This window comes from Sporosarcina sp. resist (assembly GCF_014302295.1).
Taxonomy (GTDB): Bacteria; Bacillota; Bacilli; order Bacillales_A; family Planococcaceae; genus Sporosarcina; species Sporosarcina psychrophila.
Genome location: NZ_CP060287.1, coordinates 711,417 through 730,000, shown reverse-complemented (window position 1 = coordinate 730,000; position 18,584 = coordinate 711,417). Strand labels below are relative to the sequence as shown.

At 42.1% G+C, this 18,584-nt stretch carries 18 protein-coding genes (1 of these 18 only partly in view); 4 read left to right on the top strand and 14 right to left on the bottom strand.

What is annotated here, in order from left to right; translation table 11 throughout:
- A protein-coding gene (locus H7992_RS03545; protein WP_067205845.1) for a YgzB family protein crosses the window boundary here: on the top strand, positions 1-43 show its end. The gene continues 338 nt to the left of window position 1, outside the view; the window shows 43 of its 381 coding nt (coding positions 339-381); the start codon falls outside the window, past its left edge; it ends in the stop codon at positions 41-43.
- 48 nt (positions 44-91) lie between these two features.
- On the opposite strand, the gene perR is transcribed toward H7992_RS03545, so the two are convergent.
- The 3 genes from perR to bcp form a co-directional block, all read right to left on the bottom strand.
- Positions 92-535 (bottom strand): peroxide-responsive transcriptional repressor PerR, encoded by a 444-nt coding sequence (gene perR / locus H7992_RS03540; RefSeq protein ID WP_156475952.1) that lies wholly within the window; start codon positions 533-535, stop codon positions 92-94.
- 131 nt (positions 536-666) lie between these two features.
- Positions 667-1,611, bottom strand: coding sequence for a D-2-hydroxyacid dehydrogenase (locus tag H7992_RS03535; RefSeq protein ID WP_067205839.1), 945 nt, complete (start codon positions 1,609-1,611; stop codon positions 667-669).
- A 13-nt stretch (positions 1,612-1,624) separates the two neighbouring features.
- The gene (gene bcp, locus H7992_RS03530; protein WP_187046655.1) at positions 1,625-2,101 is read right to left on the bottom strand and encodes a thioredoxin-dependent thiol peroxidase; all 477 of its coding nucleotides are present in this window, start codon (positions 2,099-2,101) and stop codon (positions 1,625-1,627) included.
- 126 nt (positions 2,102-2,227) lie between these two features.
- On the opposite strand from bcp, the gene H7992_RS03525 reads away from it, so the two are divergent.
- On the top strand, positions 2,228-3,532 hold the full coding sequence (locus H7992_RS03525) for a glutamate-1-semialdehyde 2,1-aminomutase (RefSeq protein WP_067213828.1): 1,305 nt from the start codon (positions 2,228-2,230) through the stop codon (positions 3,530-3,532).
- A gap of 250 nt (positions 3,533-3,782) precedes the next feature.
- Positions 3,783-4,865, top strand: a complete 1,083-nt coding sequence (locus tag H7992_RS03520; RefSeq protein ID WP_067205834.1) for an FUSC family protein — start codon at positions 3,783-3,785, stop codon at positions 4,863-4,865.
- A gap of 114 nt (positions 4,866-4,979) precedes the next feature.
- Here H7992_RS03520 and nikC read toward each other — a convergent pair whose 3' ends face one another.
- The 11 genes from nikC to mutY form a co-directional block, all read right to left on the bottom strand.
- Complete coding sequence (nikC, locus tag H7992_RS03515) at positions 4,980-5,903, bottom strand: nickel transporter permease (RefSeq protein ID WP_067205831.1); 924 nt, start codon at positions 5,901-5,903, stop codon at positions 4,980-4,982.
- Between the two features lie 17 nt (positions 5,904-5,920).
- Positions 5,921-6,925, bottom strand: coding sequence for an ABC transporter permease (locus H7992_RS03510; protein WP_067205829.1), 1,005 nt, complete (start codon positions 6,923-6,925; stop codon positions 5,921-5,923).
- A 110-nt stretch (positions 6,926-7,035) separates the two neighbouring features.
- The gene (locus tag H7992_RS03505; RefSeq protein WP_187046654.1) at positions 7,036-8,670 is read right to left on the bottom strand and encodes an ABC transporter substrate-binding protein; all 1,635 of its coding nucleotides are present in this window, start codon (positions 8,668-8,670) and stop codon (positions 7,036-7,038) included.
- Positions 8,667-9,680: an ABC transporter ATP-binding protein gene (locus H7992_RS03500; protein ID WP_067205824.1), complete on the bottom strand. Its 1,014-nt coding sequence runs from the start codon at positions 9,678-9,680 to the stop codon at positions 8,667-8,669. Before H7992_RS03500 ends, H7992_RS03505 begins: the two co-directional genes overlap by 4 nt.
- Entirely contained in the window at positions 9,652-10,674 is a 1,023-nt protein-coding gene (locus H7992_RS03495) for an ABC transporter ATP-binding protein (RefSeq protein WP_067205821.1), read from the bottom strand. The genes H7992_RS03500 and H7992_RS03495 overlap by 29 nt, the downstream gene beginning before the upstream one ends.
- A 224-nt stretch (positions 10,675-10,898) precedes the next feature.
- Positions 10,899-11,921 carry an ABC transporter substrate-binding protein gene (locus tag H7992_RS03490; protein ID WP_187046653.1) on the bottom strand — a complete coding sequence of 341 codons (1,023 nt, stop codon included), beginning with the start codon at positions 11,919-11,921 and terminating at the stop codon, positions 10,899-10,901.
- Positions 11,922-12,171: 250 nt separating this feature from the next.
- Positions 12,172-13,929, bottom strand: a complete 1,758-nt coding sequence (locus H7992_RS03485) for an ABC transporter ATP-binding protein (protein WP_067205817.1) — start codon at positions 13,927-13,929, stop codon at positions 12,172-12,174.
- 283 nt (positions 13,930-14,212) lie between these two features.
- Positions 14,213-14,758: a nucleoside tri-diphosphate phosphatase gene (locus tag H7992_RS03480; protein WP_067205814.1), complete on the bottom strand. Its 546-nt coding sequence runs from the start codon at positions 14,756-14,758 to the stop codon at positions 14,213-14,215.
- A 177-nt stretch (positions 14,759-14,935) separates the two neighbouring features.
- Positions 14,936-15,247 carry a gamma-type small acid-soluble spore protein gene (locus H7992_RS03475; protein ID WP_067205811.1) on the bottom strand — a complete coding sequence of 104 codons (312 nt, stop codon included), beginning with the start codon at positions 15,245-15,247 and terminating at the stop codon, positions 14,936-14,938.
- A 63-nt stretch (positions 15,248-15,310) separates the two neighbouring features.
- Complete coding sequence (fabL, locus tag H7992_RS03470; RefSeq protein WP_067205809.1) at positions 15,311-16,057, bottom strand: enoyl-[acyl-carrier-protein] reductase FabL; 747 nt, start codon at positions 16,055-16,057, stop codon at positions 15,311-15,313.
- A complete protein-coding gene (mutY, locus tag H7992_RS03465) occupies positions 16,057-17,121 on the bottom strand; it encodes an A/G-specific adenine glycosylase (RefSeq protein ID WP_187047777.1) in 1,065 nt (354 codons plus the stop codon). Before mutY ends, fabL begins: the two co-directional genes overlap by 1 nt.
- Before the next feature lie 327 nt (positions 17,122-17,448).
- Here mutY and H7992_RS03460 point away from each other — a divergent pair, with 327 nt between their 5' ends.
- Positions 17,449-18,432: a metal-dependent hydrolase gene (locus H7992_RS03460; protein ID WP_187046652.1), complete on the top strand. Its 984-nt coding sequence runs from the start codon at positions 17,449-17,451 to the stop codon at positions 18,430-18,432.
- Positions 18,433-18,584 lie beyond the last annotated feature (152 nt).

Here is an 18,584-nt window from a genome sequence, read left to right as displayed (position 1 = left end):
GAAGAACAAAACTGCTGCAATAAAAGAGGATTCTAAGGAATAAAAAAAACGTCCGATACAACCTTCACTGGAAGGAGTATCGGACGTTTTTTTATTTAGTATTCGCTACGCGCGAAACACATGAAGGACATGTACCATATACTTCCAGACGGTGATAATTTACTTTGAATCCTGTTACATGAGAAGCTAAGCGCTCCACCTCTTCAAGTCCAGGATGATGGAAATCAACAATCGTTCCGCATTCATCACAGATGATATGATAATGATCGTGAGTAACAAAGTCAAAACGGCTTGAAGCATCTCCATAAGTAAGTTCCTTAATAAGTCCCGCATTGCGGAACACACGAAGGTTATTATATACTGTTGCAACGCTCATGTTAGGAAAATCAGATTCAAGTGCTTTATATATATCATCAGCCGTTGGATGTGACTCAGAGGAGATAAGATACTCTAAAATCGCATGCCTCTGTGGCGTAATTCTGACGCCACTATTTTTCAATGCGTCCAGCGCGCCTTTCAATCTAACTTCCGACATCGCTATGCACCTCTATCCATAAAGATTCTCACTTTATAATTATTATCATTAGTGTACTTAAAATAGGGTGCATATGTCAACTAAAGCGCTGTGTGAGCCACTTCATTTGTGTCTATCAATTTAGTTCCCACTCAGTAGCCAAGTTCCATGTCAATCAAGTTCAGAAGATCCCACTCCCCCTGTTGCCACTTACCTAGGTTTTCTTCAAAAATAGTGAGGGCCCTTTCAACATACTTTCCAGAAAGACTTGAAACATGTGGCGATATCGTACAATTTGCAAGTAACCATAGTTCATTGTCAGCAGGTAGCGGCTCTGTTTCAAATACGTCAAGAACCGCATGCCTGATTTCATTACTTTTCAATGCATCTATTAGAATCGGTTCAGCAAAGAGGTCACCCCGACCAAAATTCATGAAGACCGCATTATCCTTCATGGCTTTGAAATGCCCTTCTGTTAGCAGCCCTTTTGTTTCTGGTGTACTCGGTAAAACAGAAATAACGAAGTCTGCTATGCCCACTCTATCTATCAAAGCTTCAAACTTTATTGTCTCATCCATCGATTCACTTGCCCTGCCCGATCTGTTACAACCAATTGTAGTGACACCAAATGCTTGAAGTAAGCGTCCTATTTCAGAACCAATTGCGCCAGGACCTAAGATAAGCGCAGTCGACCCTTTTAATTCAATCGAGCCGACTTTCCGATTCCATTCTTTTGAACGTTGTCTTTCGTCAATAAGTGGTAACGACCGTTGCAGTGATAATATATGCGCGAGAACGGATTCCGCCATCGGTGTTTTGTGGATACCGCGAACATTTGACATGACGATGTTGCGCTCAGCTATTTCAGCAAGAGGCATTTTTTCAACGCCAGCCGACGCAACCATTATCCATTCCAATGCTTTCGCTTTGTCGAGTAGCGCAACGTCTACATCACCGCCATATGTCACAATAATTGATGCTGTTTGAATTTCAATGTCTTCCGGCTTTTTGTTGAATTGAAATGTAACTTCAGGAAACTTCATGACAAGCCCCTGTTCCTGATGTTTCTTCATATCAAATGTGAATAGTACTTCCATTTCTCGTTCCCCCTCAAGACTGTGTTAGTTGCTCCAATGTCACAAGCGCTTCTTCTATATGGCCTTGCACTTTCACTTTACGCCATTCTTTAACAACCGTCCCCGTCGGATCAATCAAAAATGTCGAACGCTCAATACCCATATACTCCTTACCGAACATCTTCTTCAACTTCCAAACATCATATTTTTCAGCAACTGTGTGCTCTTCATCAACAAGAAGGGAAAACGGCAGTCCATGTTTCCCGATAAATTTCTCATGTGAAGCTGCGCCATCAGGGCTCACTCCAAGCACTACTGCATTCAACTTGCTAAAGTCTTCATACGCATCTCGGAAATCGCAAGCTTGCGTTGTACATCCAGGTGTTGAATCTTTCGGATAAAAATAGAGAACAACATACTTTTCACCCGCGAAGTCTTTTAGCGAAATCATTTCACCGTTCTCATTTGGCAATGTAAATTCCGGTGCATGCATACCTTCAAGTGTCGTCATTATCCATTCCTCCAATATATTCTTTCCTTAATCGTACAGAATGCGCTCTTTAGTTTCAAATTCTTTGGCTATCTGCTTCATTTTGTTTAGAATAGAGAGGGTAATGAATTGAACGGGGGAATTGAAATGATCAGAACGAATTCAGAAAAAATCTATAATGAAGCTTGCGAGCATATCGTAGGAGGGGTAAATAGCCCATCGCGCGGATACCATGCAGTTGGCGGCGGAGCCCCTACAGTAATGGAACGTGCAGAAGGTGCTTACTTCTGGGATGTCGACGGCAATAAATACATCGACTATCTTGCTGCATATGGACCAATCATTACGGGGCATGCCCATCCACATATTACTGAAGCAATCGTTAAAGCCGCGCAAACAGGTTTGCTATACGGAACGCCTACTCGACATGAAGTGAAGTTTGCAAAAATGTTGAAGGAAGCAATGCCTAGAATGGATAAAGTACGTTTTGTAAACTCTGGTACTGAAGCAGTCATGACGACAATTCGAGTTTCTCGTGCTTATACAGGGCGGACAAAAATCATGAAATTTGCAGGCTGTTACCACGGTCACTCGGATCTTGTACTCGTTGCAGCAGGTTCTGGCCCCGCAACGCTTGGTACTCCTGATTCAGCAGGTGTGCCAGAGTCGATTGCTAAAGAGGTAATTACGATTCCATTTAACGATCCTAATGCTTATATAGAAGCAATGGAAAAATGGGGCGACCAAATCGCATGTATTCTAGTCGAGCCAATCGTTGGTAACTTCGGCATTGTTGAACCAAAAGAAGGGTTTCTTCCGCTCGTCCATGATATCGCAGCCGAAAAAGGCGCTTTAATTGTTTATGATGAAGTAATTACTGCATTCCGTTTCCACTACGGCGGCGCACAGGATTTGCTCGGTTTAACACCCGATCTTACTGCATTCGGAAAAATTATTGGCGGCGGCTTACCAATTGGCGGTTACGGTGGGAAAAAAGAAATTATGGAACAAGTCGCTCCACTAGGACCTGCTTATCAAGCGGGGACAATGGCAGGGAATCCAGCTTCGATGTTAGCAGGAATTGCTCTTCTAGAAGTTCTCCAAACGCCTGGTATTTATGAAGAAATGGACCGTCTAGGTGCTATTCTTGAAGAGGGCATTGTAAAATCTGCAAAAGAGCACGGAATTACATTAACGACAAATCGTCTTGGAGGAGCCCTTACGTTGTTCTTTACGGACGTAAAAGTCGAAAACTACGAACAAGCTGAAGCTACAGACGGCAATGTGTTCGCCAAGTTCTTCAAACTGATGTTAAAAAACGGTATAAACCTTGCACCTTCAAAGTATGAAGCGTGGTTTTTAACAATTGCTCATACGGAAGAAGACATTATGGATACACTTGTTGCAGTCGATCATTCATTCAAAGAGCTTGCAACTTCTATAAACGGTTGACCGCACGGTATTGTTAAGGTACAGTAGCGAAAAACAGCTTTAACTTCATTTAGCGGAAGCCTTCCACTTCGATAAAGTGATAGGTATTTGCAAAATAGGCATACAACTTGGTAGGAGCAAAACTCTAGCTAAATGAAGTTACAGTCTCCGACGGATGCCACAGACTTTTAAGTGGAATTTATCGAGCAGGCTCGATAAAAGTCTGTGCGCAAATACGCCAAGGCGTATTTGATCAGAAAGGATAACCCCCATGATACTTGGTGCCCGCATTTTTAAAACGGGCATTGCGATTATGTTCGCATTGTTCCTAGCAGAAATTTTACACATGCCGCATCCATTGTTTGCGGGAATCGCGGCCATTTTTGCCATCCAACCTTCTATCTATAGATCTTATTTAACAATTATCGAACAGGTTCAAGGTAATATAATTGGCGCAGTTGTTGCGGTTTTATTTGTTCTCCTGTTTGGTAATCAGCTAGTCTTCATAGGACTTGCCGCGGTCATTATTATATTAATAATGATTAAATTGGGCCTAGAAAAATCAATTTCGATGGCACTCGTGGTAATGATCGCCATAATGGAAATCAAAGGCGATGAGTTCCTGTCATTTGCATTGCTCAGATTTTTGACATTGATTATCGGTATTCTTGCCGCTTTCGTTGTGAACTTGCTGTTCATGCCACCGAAATACGAAACAAAATTATTTGAGTCCATTCATCAGGCACAAGACGAAATTATTCGTTGGACCCGCCTGGCTGGAAGGCAAGCATCTGATCACTTAGCAACAAAAAAGTCACTGACAAAATCGAAGGAGCGCCTTTCTCAGGTAGATCAGCTGTACACGCTATTTAAAGAGGAACGGAGCTACTTCAAAAAGAATACGAGAAACAAAGCGAGAAAACTTGTCGTTTACAGACAAATGGTTGCTACTTCAAGGAGCAGTTATGATGTACTGAAAAGACTTCATCAGTATGAAAATGAACTGATTGATTTGCCGGAACATTTCCGGATGATGGTGCAGGAACGTCTCGACGCACTGCTCACATATCACGAACAACTCCATCTGAAGTTCGTTGGTAAACTGAAGTCTGATGCAGTAAATACCAGTCCGAATGAAGAATACATCCAGCGTCATGAGGTGATGGAGATTTTTGCAAAGGAAATTGCCCTTACGAAAGAAGAAGAGGAATTTTCCGCCTATCATCTTCTTCATATCCTGTCGTCTATCTTTAATTATGAAGAACAACTTGAACACTTTGACAAGCTGATTGTTCTATTTCAGAAGTATCATAACAATAAAGTGAATTCGAAACTGACAGAAGAAATCTATTAAGAAAAACGCTGGAGCTAGACATTGCTCTAGGTTCAAAAACTTATACTTTCTTATCTATTAAAAAATACCCTACATCCCGATGAATTTAGCGGGATGTAGGGCATTTTTATTATCCTAACTCTTCATCTTAGGATCGAGTGCATCACGTAAACCATCACCCATTAAGTTAAAGCCCAGTACTGTAAGCATAATTGCGATACCTGGGAAAATCATTGTCCATGGGGCTGAATGTAGGAAGCTTTTTGAATCCGCTAACATTTTTCCCCACTCTGGCATCGGCGCTTGTGCACCCAGTCCTAAAAACCCAAGTGCAGCTGCTTCAAGGATTGCCGTTGCAATTGCTAGAGTTCCTTGAACAATTACCGGCGCCATAGAGTTCGGCAAGATATGAGAAAACAGAATCCTAGCATCTTTCATTCCGATCCCTTTTGCCGCAGTAATATATTCATCTTCTTTTATACTCAATACTTTTGAACGAATGAGCCTTCCAAAGTTCGGCACATTTATTACTGCGATTGCGATAAGCGCATTTTGCAGACTCGGACCAAGTACGGAAACAATTGCAATGGCCAACAAGATAGAAGGAAATGCTAGCATAATGTCGAACACACGTGAAATAATCGTATCAACCCATCTGCCATAATAACCTGCTACGATACCCAATGCACTTCCTACAACTACCGATCCGATTACAGAAAAGAATCCAACCCATAGTGAAATTCGGGCACCATGAACAATTCGGGAAAAAATATCCCTTCCAAGGTCATCTGTTCCAAACCAATATTCACTTGAAGGAGGGAGAAGCCGATCCGATAACTTTTGGTCGTTAATGCCCTCTAGTCCAATGTTTGAACCAAGATAACCTTGTTCCGCCACAAAACCGAAACCCGCTAGCAGGATAAAGAATATAACAATACCCATACCGACAACTGCCACTTTACTCTTTTTAAAGCCATTCCAAGCTTCACGCCAAGGTCCTGCAGTTTTATCAACTTTATTATTCGCAATCCCATCGGCCTTAGGTACAAATTCAGACATAAGTGCTTCCCCCTTCCTCAATCATATTTAATCCTCGGATCTATCAGACTATAGAGCAAGTCTACAAGCAAGTTGATCAAAACAAAGAAGAGCGCCACAATTAGAATCGCTGACTGAATGACGGGATAATCTCGGAATCCAATTGCGTCGTAAATATAACGCCCAACACCAGGCCAAGCAAAAATTGTCTCAGTCAAAATCGCACCACCAAGTAACATTCCCATTTGCAGACCAATAATTGTTAACACCGGAATGATTGCATTTTTAAGCGCATGCTTATATACGACCCAAAACATTTTCTGACCTTTCGCCCGTGCGGTACGAATATAATCGGAGCGCATTACTTCGAGCATACTTGAACGGGTCATCCGTGCGATAATTGCCATCGGAATTGTTGCCAGTGCTAGTCCTGGTAAAATAAGGTGTCGGAAAACCTGCCATAACTGATCAAAACGGCCTTGAATAATTGTATCAAGTACATAGAGATTCGTTATGGCGTTGATAGGATCTCGTACTTCCTCTCGCCCTCCAGTCGGCAACCATGGATTTTCTACAGCAAAAACCCATTGCCCCATAAGGCCAAGCCAGAAGATAGGCATAGACACACCAACAAGTGCCAAAATCATCGCCGTATAGTCAAACCATGAATTTTGAAACCACGCTGAGATGATTCCTGCATTAATACCGATAATAACTGCAATAACGATGGCGAATAGTGCCAATTCAAACGTAGCTGCTAAATAAGGCCATATTTCATCTGATACAGGAGCTCGAGTTCTCATCGACTCGCCCAAATCTCCTTTTAAAAGGTCTCCCAAGTATTTGAAATACTGAACATACCAAGGGTTATCCAAACCAAGCTTTATCGTCAGCGCTTCGACTGACTCTTTAGTCGCCTGCTGCCCAAGAATAATTTGTGCGGGGTTACCCGGGATTGCACGGATAATCATGAATACGATAAACGTCATCCCAAGCAGGACAGGAATGAGCTGCAGCATTCTTTTTCCAATGTAGCTGAGCATGATTTTTCACCTCTCCAACTTTTCTATCAACTTATATGTATCCATCAAATGAAAGAGAAAAGGAAGAAATCTGAAAGACCTCTCCCTTTCCGTTCATTTCTTACAATCTTTTACTTGAATTCTACTTTCGACAGTAAATCCGAGGCAATTGGGCCTGGAACAAAACCTGTTAAATCTTTAGATCCTCCAAGAAGCGGAGTTGAGTGAGCAAGTGGTACCCATGGAGCGTCATCATGAATGATGACCTGCGCTTCTTTGTACAATTCATTTCGTTTCTCTTCATCGATTTCAGTTTGTGCTGCGATAAGGATGTCGTGGAGTTTTGCATTCTTATAGTACGTATAATTATTGCTACCGATATTATCTTCATCTAGCAAAGCGTATAGGAAATTATCTGCATCTCCGTTATCCCCAGTCCAGCCGAGCATGAACGCATCTGCATCCCCTTTACTTGCAAGGTCAAGATAAGTTGCCCATTCATGTGAAACGATCTTCGCAGTAATCCCTATATCTGCTAGGTTTTTCTGAATGACTTCAGCAACTTTTTTACCATCTGGCATATATGGACGTGGTACCGGCATTGCCCATAGATCCATCTCAAAACCGTCTTCAAGTCCTACCGATTTTAGAAGCTCTTTCGCTTTTTCAGGATTGTATTCATATCCTTCGATATCATCGTTATAGCCTGAAATAGATGTCGGCATCGGGTTTTTCGCGACATCTGCACGTCCTTCGAAGAATGAGTCAACAATTGATTGTTTGTCGATTGCATAGTTAATCGCTTGACGCACTTCTTTTTTATCGAAAGGAGGGCGTGTTACTGTAAGACCTAAATAACCTACGTTCAAAGACGGACGTACAAACAATTGAAGATTTTCATTATCTTCAATCGATTCGCCATCTGATGGATTAATGCCATCTGCAAGTTCGATATTTCCAGCCATCAATGCATTCAAACGCGCAGAGTTGTCGGGAATTGACTGGAAGATGATTTTTTTAAGTTTTGGTAGTCCTTCATCCCAGTAGTCATCGAACTTTTCAATTGTGATTGTTTCATTCGGTTTCCATTCGACGAACTGGAATGGTCCTGTACCTACTGGTTTTCTTTCGAATTGATCGTCACCTAATTCAAATGCAGTCGGACTTGCAATTGCAAACATGCTCATTGCAATATTTTTAAGGAATGGTGCTTGTGGACGTGTTAATTTTATAAGCACTGTATTTTCACCGTCTGCTGTAACAGACTCAATAACATGACCTTCATCACCTTTAAAACCGCCGAATGTTGTGTTATAATATGGGAATTTTTCTGCATCCCCATTAGCCCAACGCTCGAAGTTTTTAACGACCGCGTCAGCGTTGAAGTCAGTTCCATCATGGAACTTAACGCCTTCACGTAGTTTGAACGTATACGTTAAACCATCTTCGCTTGGCTCCCATTCAGTGGCAAGCCCTGGATTAATTTCTGTATCACTCTCCCCGAAATTCAGAAGCGTTTCGTAAATGTTAACCGTAACTTTGAAAGATTCTCCTTCAGTCACCCTTGATGGATCGAGGGAAGTTGAATCGCCACCGCGTCCAAACACTAATGTATCTTTCACATTTTTAGTGTCTTCAGTTTTACCATCTTCATTTTTAGTACCTTCCTTCTTGCCATCATCGGCATCTGACCCACAAGCGGCTAGCGCTGCCGAAAGAACGAGAAGCAACATCAGTGCTAGTAAACCTAACTTCCTTTTTCTCATATTGACCCCTCCAACTGTTTTATATCATTGTCTACCTGCTCACTGTATAGGTGACAGGCGACAGAATGACCCGAATCATGCTCGACAAGCCTTGGTGTAACTTTCGTGCAAATTTCCATTTTATGCGGACAGCGCGTATGAAACGTGCAGCCACTAGGAGGATTCGCTGGGTTTGGAATATCCCCTTCAAGAAGAATTTGCTCTTTCTTGAAGTCTGGATCAGGTACTGGAACCGCTGACAATAATGCCTGCGTATACGGATGAAGCGGTTTCGCATAGAGCTGCTCGCTGTCCGCCATTTCTACCATCTTTCCAAGATACATAACGCCGACACGATCACTAATATGACGGACGACTCCCAGATCGTGGGCAATGAAGATATAAGTGAGTTTGAATTCCTTCTGCAAATCTTGCATCAGGTTTAACACTTGAGACTGAATCGACACATCGAGAGCCGAAACAGGTTCATCAGCAATTATCAGTTTTGGATTTGTCATTAGCGCCCGAGCAATCCCAATACGCTGACGCTGTCCTCCACTAAACTGATGCGGATAGCGCTTGGCATGATATGCGCTTAGTCCAACAATTTCAAGGAATTCACGCACTTTCCTTTTCCGTTCTTTCGAATTATCAATGCCGTGCACAATGAGCGGCTCTTCTAATATCTTTTCAATCGTGTGACGCGGATTGAGAGATGCGTATGGATCTTGGAATACCATTTGGATGTCACGTCTCGTTTTCCGCATTTCTCCGGTAGATAAGGACGTCAAATCTTTGCCGTCAAATTCAACTTTCCCTTCGGTTGGTTCAAGAAGTCGCATCAGCATCCGGCCCGTTGTCGATTTACCGCATCCAGATTCACCTACAATGCCTAGCGTTTCGCCTTCATTCACGTAAAACGATACGTCATCTACCGCTTTGACATACCCAACTGTTCTGCCAAGAATTCCTTTTTTAACTGGAAAATACTTTTTCAAACCTTCAACTTTCAATAAGGGCTTTGTTGTCATGCTGTTTCACCCCTTCTCTGTCGTATAGGAAGCATCGAGTCTGGTGAACATCCGATGTTTCATATAGTTCAGGGTTTTCTGTTAGACAACGATCAAATGCAAACTCACATCTCGCAGCAAATCTGCACCCCTGCCGGATTGAACCGGGTTTCGGCACGCTACCAGGGATAGAATAGAGTCGCTCCTTTTTGTAGCGCATGTCGGGAACGGATTGAATTAACCCTTTTGTATAAGGATGCTGTGGATCTTCGAAGATCATCTTAACGGATGCTTCTTCAATAATTTGTCCAGCATACATGACAATGACACGTTCGCATGTTTCTGCAACGACACCCAAGTCGTGAGTAATAAGGAGAACAGCTGTATTCAATCTCGTATTTAATTCTCTCATTAACTTCAATATCTGCGCTTGAATCGTCACATCTAGAGCAGTGGTCGGTTCGTCAGCTATAAGTACTTTAGGATCACATACCAATGCCATCGCAATCATTACACGCTGTCGCATTCCACCCGATAATTGGTGAGGATAGTCTCTCATCATTTCCTCTGCACGAGGCAAACCGACCAGTTTCAACATTTCAACTGCTTTTCCCTCAGCCTTTTTCTTAGACCAGCCTTTTTCGTGAATCCGCACTGCTTCTGTCATTTGATTGCCAATCGAGAACAATGGATTCAGTGATGTCATAGGTTCTTGGAAAATCATCGCAATGTCGTTTCCTCGAATACGCCGCATCTGTTTTTCATTCATGGTCAGCAAATCTTTATCTTCAAATAATATTTTACCTCCGACAACTTTCCCAGGAGGCTTTGGTACTAGCCCCATTATCGATAAGGAGGTTACACTTTTCCCGCAGCCAGATTCTCCGACAATTCCCAGGATTTCTCCTTCATTCAAGTGAAAGTCAATATGATCAACAGCCGGTATTTCCCCCGAATCAGTAAAAAAGGTCGTCTGTAAATCTTTTACTTGGAGGACAGTCTTCCTCTCATCCATCAGATCACCCTTTTTCTTAATCAATCAATTAGTTATTTTCAGAATTAATAGGTCGTTCTAATTATACGATTATACAGAATAAATGCAATACTTTTTTATATATTCTTATAATAACAAAGGCATACTCTTGGTACTGCTTCCTATCAACTATAGGTGATGTGTTCATTTACTGCCGAAAAAAAGCTATCCGATTGACCAGGGTATCGGCCAATCGGATAGCTTTTTCACTCTTCTTCTTCTGCTGGTAATTCGAACTCCACTTTCGACAACACATCAAAACCCGTTACTTGTGGTAAGTAATTCATCATGTATTTTGTCGCTCCGAAAAGTGGTGTTGAATCGGCAGCAAATATGGAAGGAGCATCTTCATAAATGTTTTCCATAAAAGGTCGTTCAAAAAATTGTAAGTCGGCATCGTCGTCAACTTCCATTCTATCTTCCGGATTAATACTATCGGCTAGATCGATATCCCCTGCAATCAACGCATTCAAGCGTGCAGTGTTATCAGGAATTGACTTGAAGATGATTTTTTCAAGCTTCGGCAAACTTTCTTGCCAATACTCTTGAAATTTTACAACTACGATTGCTTCATTCTGTTTCCCTTCGAAGTATTGGAACGGTCCCGTACCGATAGGATCGCTTTCAAATTCCTCATCGCTTTGTTCAAATACATTCGGACTAACAATCGAGAACGGACTCATCGTTAGATTTTTCAAGAATGATGCTTGTGGGTTATTCAACTTGATTGTTACAGTATCATCGCCGTCAGTCGCCACCGATTCAATAATACGACTGTCATCCCCTTTGAAACCATTAAATACCGAACTATAGAAAGGAAACTCTTCTGCATCGCCGTTAGTCCAGCGCTCAAAGTTTTTTATGACTGCATCTGCATTAAAATCTGTACCGTCATGGAATTTGACATCTTTCCGCAACTGGAACGTGTACGTCAAACCGTCTTCACTAGAATCCCACTTTTCTGCCAAGCCTGGAACTACAGTCGTGCCCTGCTCATCCAGATTCACGAGTGTCTCATAAAGATTGACAGTAACATGGGTGGAATCCCCTTCCTTCATATGGGCTGGGTCTAGTGACGTGGAATTCCCGCTATGTCCGTAAACTAATATTTTCTTTGCATTTACCTTCGTACTCTCATCGTCCAAACCCGATGAAGTACACGCACCAAGTATTACCGAAAGGGAAACAATCACTATCAAAGCCAATGGCCCAAACTTTACTTTTTTCATAAAAATCCCTCCATTATTCTAAATCATCGCGATTCCACTCACTATGGATCTGATAACCGCTAAAACGCTCCGAACTCCGACCTAATTATTATATAGGAGTTTCAACTAAATCCAATGCCCTTTTCGTCAAGTTCAATGGGAAGTTATTTTTTCAACGTTAGAATAACTATATATGTTAAAAAAATGAATGCCTATATAACTAATCTGGAGCCGCAGTACATTCAATAAGATTCTTTATTTGAACTATATATCATTTTGAATTTCCAAGTACTTGTACTTGGAACAAACCATAGTAAATTCCTTGTAATTTCATCAATTGCTCGTGTGTACCCGTCTCTTTTAACTGCCCTGAATCAATGACGAAAATCTTATCAGCATGTGTAATTGTCGACAAACGGTGAGCAACAATGAGGGTTGTTCTTTCATGCGCAAGTCGTTCAAGTGATTCCTGAATGAGCGCCTCACTTTCAAGGTCAAGTGCGGATGTCGCTTCATCTAAGATAAGGAGCGGTGGATTTTTCAAGAAGACACGTGCAATCGCAATTCGTTGCTTCTGACCACCCGATAACTTCACGCCACGTTCCCCTACTTTGGTATCGTAACCGAGCGGGAGCCCTTCGATGAACTCATGTGCATTCGCCGCTTTAGCAGCAGCAATCACTTCTTCATCTGTTGCATCCGATTTCCCCATCAAAATATTACTCTTCACGGAATCACTAAACAATATAGTATCTTGCAAAACAATTCCAATCTGTTCACGAAGCGATTTTATATTGACGTCACGCAAATCATACCCGTCAATACGCACAGTCCCGCCCGCCACATCATAAAATCTTGGTATCAAGCCAACGATAGTTGATTTCCCTCCGCCACTCATGCCTACAAACGCGACTGTTTCACCTGGCTTCACAGTGAAATTAATACCATCCAGGATTGTTTCCCCATCCTGTTCATACGTAAAGCTCACATTGTTGAACTCAATTTCCCCTTCAATTGGAGGTAGTTGGGTTGCACCGGACTTATTTGTTACATCATACTCCTGTTCCATCAAGTCAAAAACACGGTCCATAGAGGCAAATGACTGTGTGAGTGATGTCGATGCATTGACCAATCGTCGCAATGGATTATACACGCGATCGATGTATGCGATGAAGGCAACCATCGTTCCAACTGACAAATCATTATTGATAACCTGATAGCCCGCATACGCAAGAACGAGAAGCGGTGCAACATCAGTAATCGTATTGACAACTGCAAATGCTTTCGCATTCCACTTTGTATGATCAATTGCTTTATCGAGGAAGTTGCCATTTGTCTTATCGAAACGTTGTTGTTCCTCATCTTCAAGTGCAAAGCTTTTTATGACACTTACTCCAGAAACGCGTTCATGCAGGTAGCTTTGCACATCCGCAAGTGCTTGGGATCGTTTCCCAGTCAACTCCCGCAGTTTCCCGAAAAAGTGTTTGACGCTGTACGCATAAAAAGGGAATGCAAGTAGAGTCACAAGCGTCAGCGGAACATCCATTGTCAGCATAATGACAACTGCGATGATGATTGTCGCGAGGTCAAGCCAAACATTCATAAGACCAATCATTACAAAGTTTTTCGTTTGCTCCACATCATTTATAACGCGCGAAATGATTTCTCCAGCTCTTGTATTTGAATAGTAGCTAAGACTCAATTTTTGCAGATGTGAATACAATTCTTTCCGTATATCATACAAAATCTTATTGCTCACATACTGGGCATAATATTGCCGGTAATACTCAACTGGAGGGCGGATGATAAAGAACACAAGAACTGTCCCACCAAGCCAATAAAATAATTGGCGCGTCATCTCTGCTTTAGTAAGTGTATCCGATCCGATAATGTCATCAATTACAATTTTCATCAGCAATGGAATGAATAAAGGAATTGCGAATTTTACAATTCCAATAAGTATCGTCAATATTATTAACCAGTTGTATGGCTTAACAAACTTCATATAGCGTTTTATACTGTCACCCATCTTTGTACCTCCTACTAAGAAAAGCGTAAGGCGCCGTTTAGCCCCGACAAGTTGGAGGGATGCAGTTCAATCCCTCCCGAAAGACTTGATGATAAAGGCGATCTTTGCCTTTTCGGCAAGACTGAAGCGACTCGAGGGGCTGGCGCCTGGAGTCTAGCTTCCGACCCGAGTTAAAAATGCCTGTCGCAATCTTTCGCGACAGGCATAAGTGAAAAAGGAAGGCAGTCTAAGGTTGCTATATCCTGTCGCAACGACTGCATCCTTGCAATTGCAATCAGGCTTTTCACTTACTTTTCTTGACCTGTTTGTAGAATTCATATCTGGAAGTCCATACTTCAATGAAGTCGGAAGCAAATGGTCCCCTCCGCTGCTTAATCCACCCTAGCAAGGTATCCAGGTTCTTTTGTAATATCTGATCGATGACATCAGGATAGCCCATTTGTTTCCTGTGTTCAGCATATTCATCCTCGTCAAGAATCATATAACTCATATCCGGGAACACTTTTACGTCAAGGTCATAATCAATATACTTCAATGATTTGTTATCATAAACGAAAGGTGAGCTCATGTTAATGTAATAATAAACACCATCTTCTCTTAACATGCAAATGATATTGAACCAATGCTCAGCGTGAAAATAGCAAATGGAAGGCTCGCGTGTCAACCATGTGCGTCCGTCCGACTCTGTTACAAGCGTCCTTTCATTTGCACCGATGACAATATTACGCGTTCCTTTCAATACTACAGTTTCCTGCCAAACCCGATGGATTTTACCATTATGTTTATAACTATGTACTTGTATCGTTTCTCCTTCTTTAGCAATCGTCATGATTAACCCACCTTTTGGTTGCCGGAAAATTTCGAAGCCATTATTATCTCATCATTATACCAACAGAACGGTACTATTTGAAACCTTTCAACTTTTATTTCCATTCATGACGTCATTTGTATCCATAAAAAACCGGCAGAAGCGTAAAGCTCCTGCCGGCCGGCGGTATCCATTTACTTATTTCGAACCGTTCTCGAACTGATTCGAGCGCTGTCCAGAAGCATTGGTTTTGTTTGCTTCGGATTGTTGGTTTTGTTTCCTAACTTGATTTACATCAGTTTCGGAACCAAACTCCTCAGTCATCGCATTTTGATTTTGTTTTTGGTTGTGCATTTTTTGCATTGATTGTTGGTTTTGTTTCTTAACCTGATTTACATCAGTTTCAGAAGCAAACTCCTCATTCATTGCATTTCGGTTTTGTTGTTGTGATGCTTGGTTCTGTTTTCGTACTTGGTTCGCATCAGTTTGATTCGGGTTATTTTTGGTCAATGGATTTTCACCTCCGTACAACTATCATGTGCAAGGAGACATTTTTTATTCAATTGGAATTTTTTACAGTAAAATCGAACGTCCGCCGTCGACAATAATCGTCTGTCCACGAATCATATCCGAATCAGCCGAGATCAGGAACATCGCCGCTTTCACCATGTCTTCAATTTCAACCATGCGACCCGCTGGCGTATTAATACGCGCATCTTCTAGCAATTCATCACGATTAGGGAAATGTTTTAGTGCTTCGGTATCAAGCGCGCCGCCCGAAACAGTATTAACAGCAATTCCTAGTGGCGCAAGCTCGACAGCCAGGTAGCGAGTCAACGATTCAATTGCCGCTTTCGAAACGCCTACTGTCGTGTAGTTGTCAAGATATCGAATAGATCCAAGTGAGCTAACTCCAAGGATTTTTCCGCCTTTGTCCATAAGTCTTGCCGCTTCTTGTGCGCCAAATAGCATTGCTTTCGCATTGATATTCATCGTCCAATCCCAATGTGTTTCTTCGAGTTCCATAATTGGACGCAAAACACCCGATGCTGCGTTTGAAACAAATACGTCTAAACGGCCAAATTCCTCTTTTACTTGTTCAAACATCGTACGAAGTTTTTTAACATCACCGACATTTGCACGGATCATAATTGCTCTCCTGCCAAGTGCCTCGATTTCTTTCACTGTTTCTTCAGCTGCAGAACGGCTTCGTGCATAATTCACTACAATATCATAACCTTGTTTTGCGAGTTCAATCGCAAGTGCTTTTCCTAATCCTCTTGAACTTCCTGTCACCATTGCTACTTTATTTTCAGCCATCATTTTAGTCCTCCTCGTTTAATTTCATCCCAAATTTTTAAAACCGGCACTGGTTTCGGCAGCGCTTCCACTTCTTCCTGCGAGAAAAACTGGTAACCATCAGGGATTATATCAGTCTTTTCAATCCGTGCCCCGAAGCTTTTCATCTCCCATGTCAAATGGGAAAAGATATGTTTGAAAATTAGTATATCAACTATCCCCACTAGTTCGATACCGAAATGTTCATGAGCCATTTTTTGTGGTGTTTTATCATCCGCTGGCTCGACCATTGGAAACTCCCACAAACTTGCAAGTAGCCCTTTCGAAGGTCGTTGCCGCATTAACCACTCACCTTCACTATTTTGAATTGCAAATGATGCAACAGGTATAATTTTCATTTTCGTTTTCTTCGTTTTTATAGGTAACGCTTCTTGCCTGCCTTCTTGGAAAGCTAAACAAAAGTCACGAACCGGACATAGAAGGCATTTCGGTTTTGGGGTACAAATTGTCGCGCCAAGCTCCATCAGTCCTTGATTAAAAGAGGAAGGATCTTCTTGGTCTATTAAATCCATGACTACCGTTTCAAAAATCTTTTTTGTACGCGGAATCGCAATATCTTCTTCTATAAGAAGCAATCTCGATATGACACGCATAACATTCCCATCTACGGCATGCTCAGGAACCCCGTAAGCGATACTGAGAACCGCTCCAGCAGTGTACGGGCCAACGCCTTTCAATGTGGAAATCTCCGTTCTATTGGAAGGAACCTCTCCGCCATAATCCGACACAACTTCCCTCACTCCTGCTTGTAAGTTCCTTGCCCGCGAATAATAACCAAGACCTTCCCACATTTTCAATAAATCGTTTTCTTCCGCCCCCGCGAGTGCTTCCATCGTCGGAAAACTTGCGATAAACCGTTCATAATAAGGTATAACGGTATTTACCCCCGTTTGTTGCAGCATCACTTCGGAGACCCAAATGTAATATGGATTCGACGTTCTTCTCCAAGGCAGATCTCTTTTTTCACGACGATACCAGGAAAGAAGCGCTTCGCGGAATTCGTCTTTCTTCACTATTATTTGCATCATTTCCTCCTTATCGCATATGCTTATCATTGAGCACAAACGGGTATTGATATGTATATGGCTTCTAGCTTTCATTCAGCAAATCTTTTTGTACTGAAAGCGAAGCGTCAGCTAAAGAAGTCTCCCACTCTATTATGTGGCGAGATGAATACGAACGAATCTACAGGGAGGAATGAACTGCAATTCCTCCTCGTTGGCCCGGATGTCACAGATTTTGTAGGTAGTGGAACAAGCTCAATTCAAAATCTGGGCGTAATCACTCCGAGGTGTGATTAAAAAAGTCAATCCCATGCTTGGCACGACTGTTTAGGTAAAAGGAGTGATAATTTGGATACTGGAACACATATTGTTATGGGTGTCGCACTTGGCGGCCTCGCTCTGGCAGATCCTGTCGTTTTAACTGATAGTGCGACAATGGGTGCCGTCGTTGCAAGTGTTATCGTCGGCTCACTTATCCCAGATATCGATACCGTATTAAAATTGAGAAATAACGCTGTCTACATACGGCATCACAGAGGGATTACACATTCAATTCCCGCGGTATTATTATGGCCGCTACTTATTACAATACTTATGTCTCTTATCGTCCCAGAAGCCAACTTCTTACATGTATGGGCTTGGACCTTTTTAGCCGTCTTTCTACATGTCTTTGTCGACATCTTCAATTCCTATGGAACGCAGGCATTACGGCCGTTTTCCAACAAGTGGGTCGCCATCGGAGTCATTAACACATTCGATCCAATTATTTTCATATTACACGCCATCGCGCTAATTATTTGGGCAATGGGGGTAAATCCAGTCTATACGATTTTGACGACATACGTAATAATATTCTTTTATTATTTATTGCGATTTGCGGTCAAATCGGCCGTTAAAAAAGCCGTCTTTTATACCGTCCCCGATGCGACGGAAATTATTATCGCACCGACAATGCGCTTTTTCCAATGGAGAATAGCTGCTTCATCAAAAGAGTGCCACTATGTTGGACGCGCTTACGGTAGATCTGTTAATATTTACGATCGCTTTAAACGGGAACCTATGCCAAAATCCCCTGAAATTGATGTGGCAATGGGCGATAAAAACATTAAAGCTTTCACATCATTTTCACCCATTTACAGATGGTCTATTACCTACATCGATGACATCTGTGAAGTACGCTTAATCGATCTTCGTTACCGTAGCAAAGGCTATTACCCATTTGTTGCTGTTGCACATATTGACAAGGAACTGAACGTCATCAATTCATATACAGGATGGATTTTCTCCGAGGATAAGTTACGCAAAAAACTCAACTTTGCACCTAACTCATGAGACGAAGGTAAGTAAATACAAGTTTCTCTATATGGATTGATGTCTAGACTCCAGACGCCAGCCCCTCGAGTCGCTTCAGTCTCGCTGAAAAGGCAAAGTACGCCTTTATCATCAAGACTTCCAGCAGGGAGGGATTGAACAGCATCCCTCCT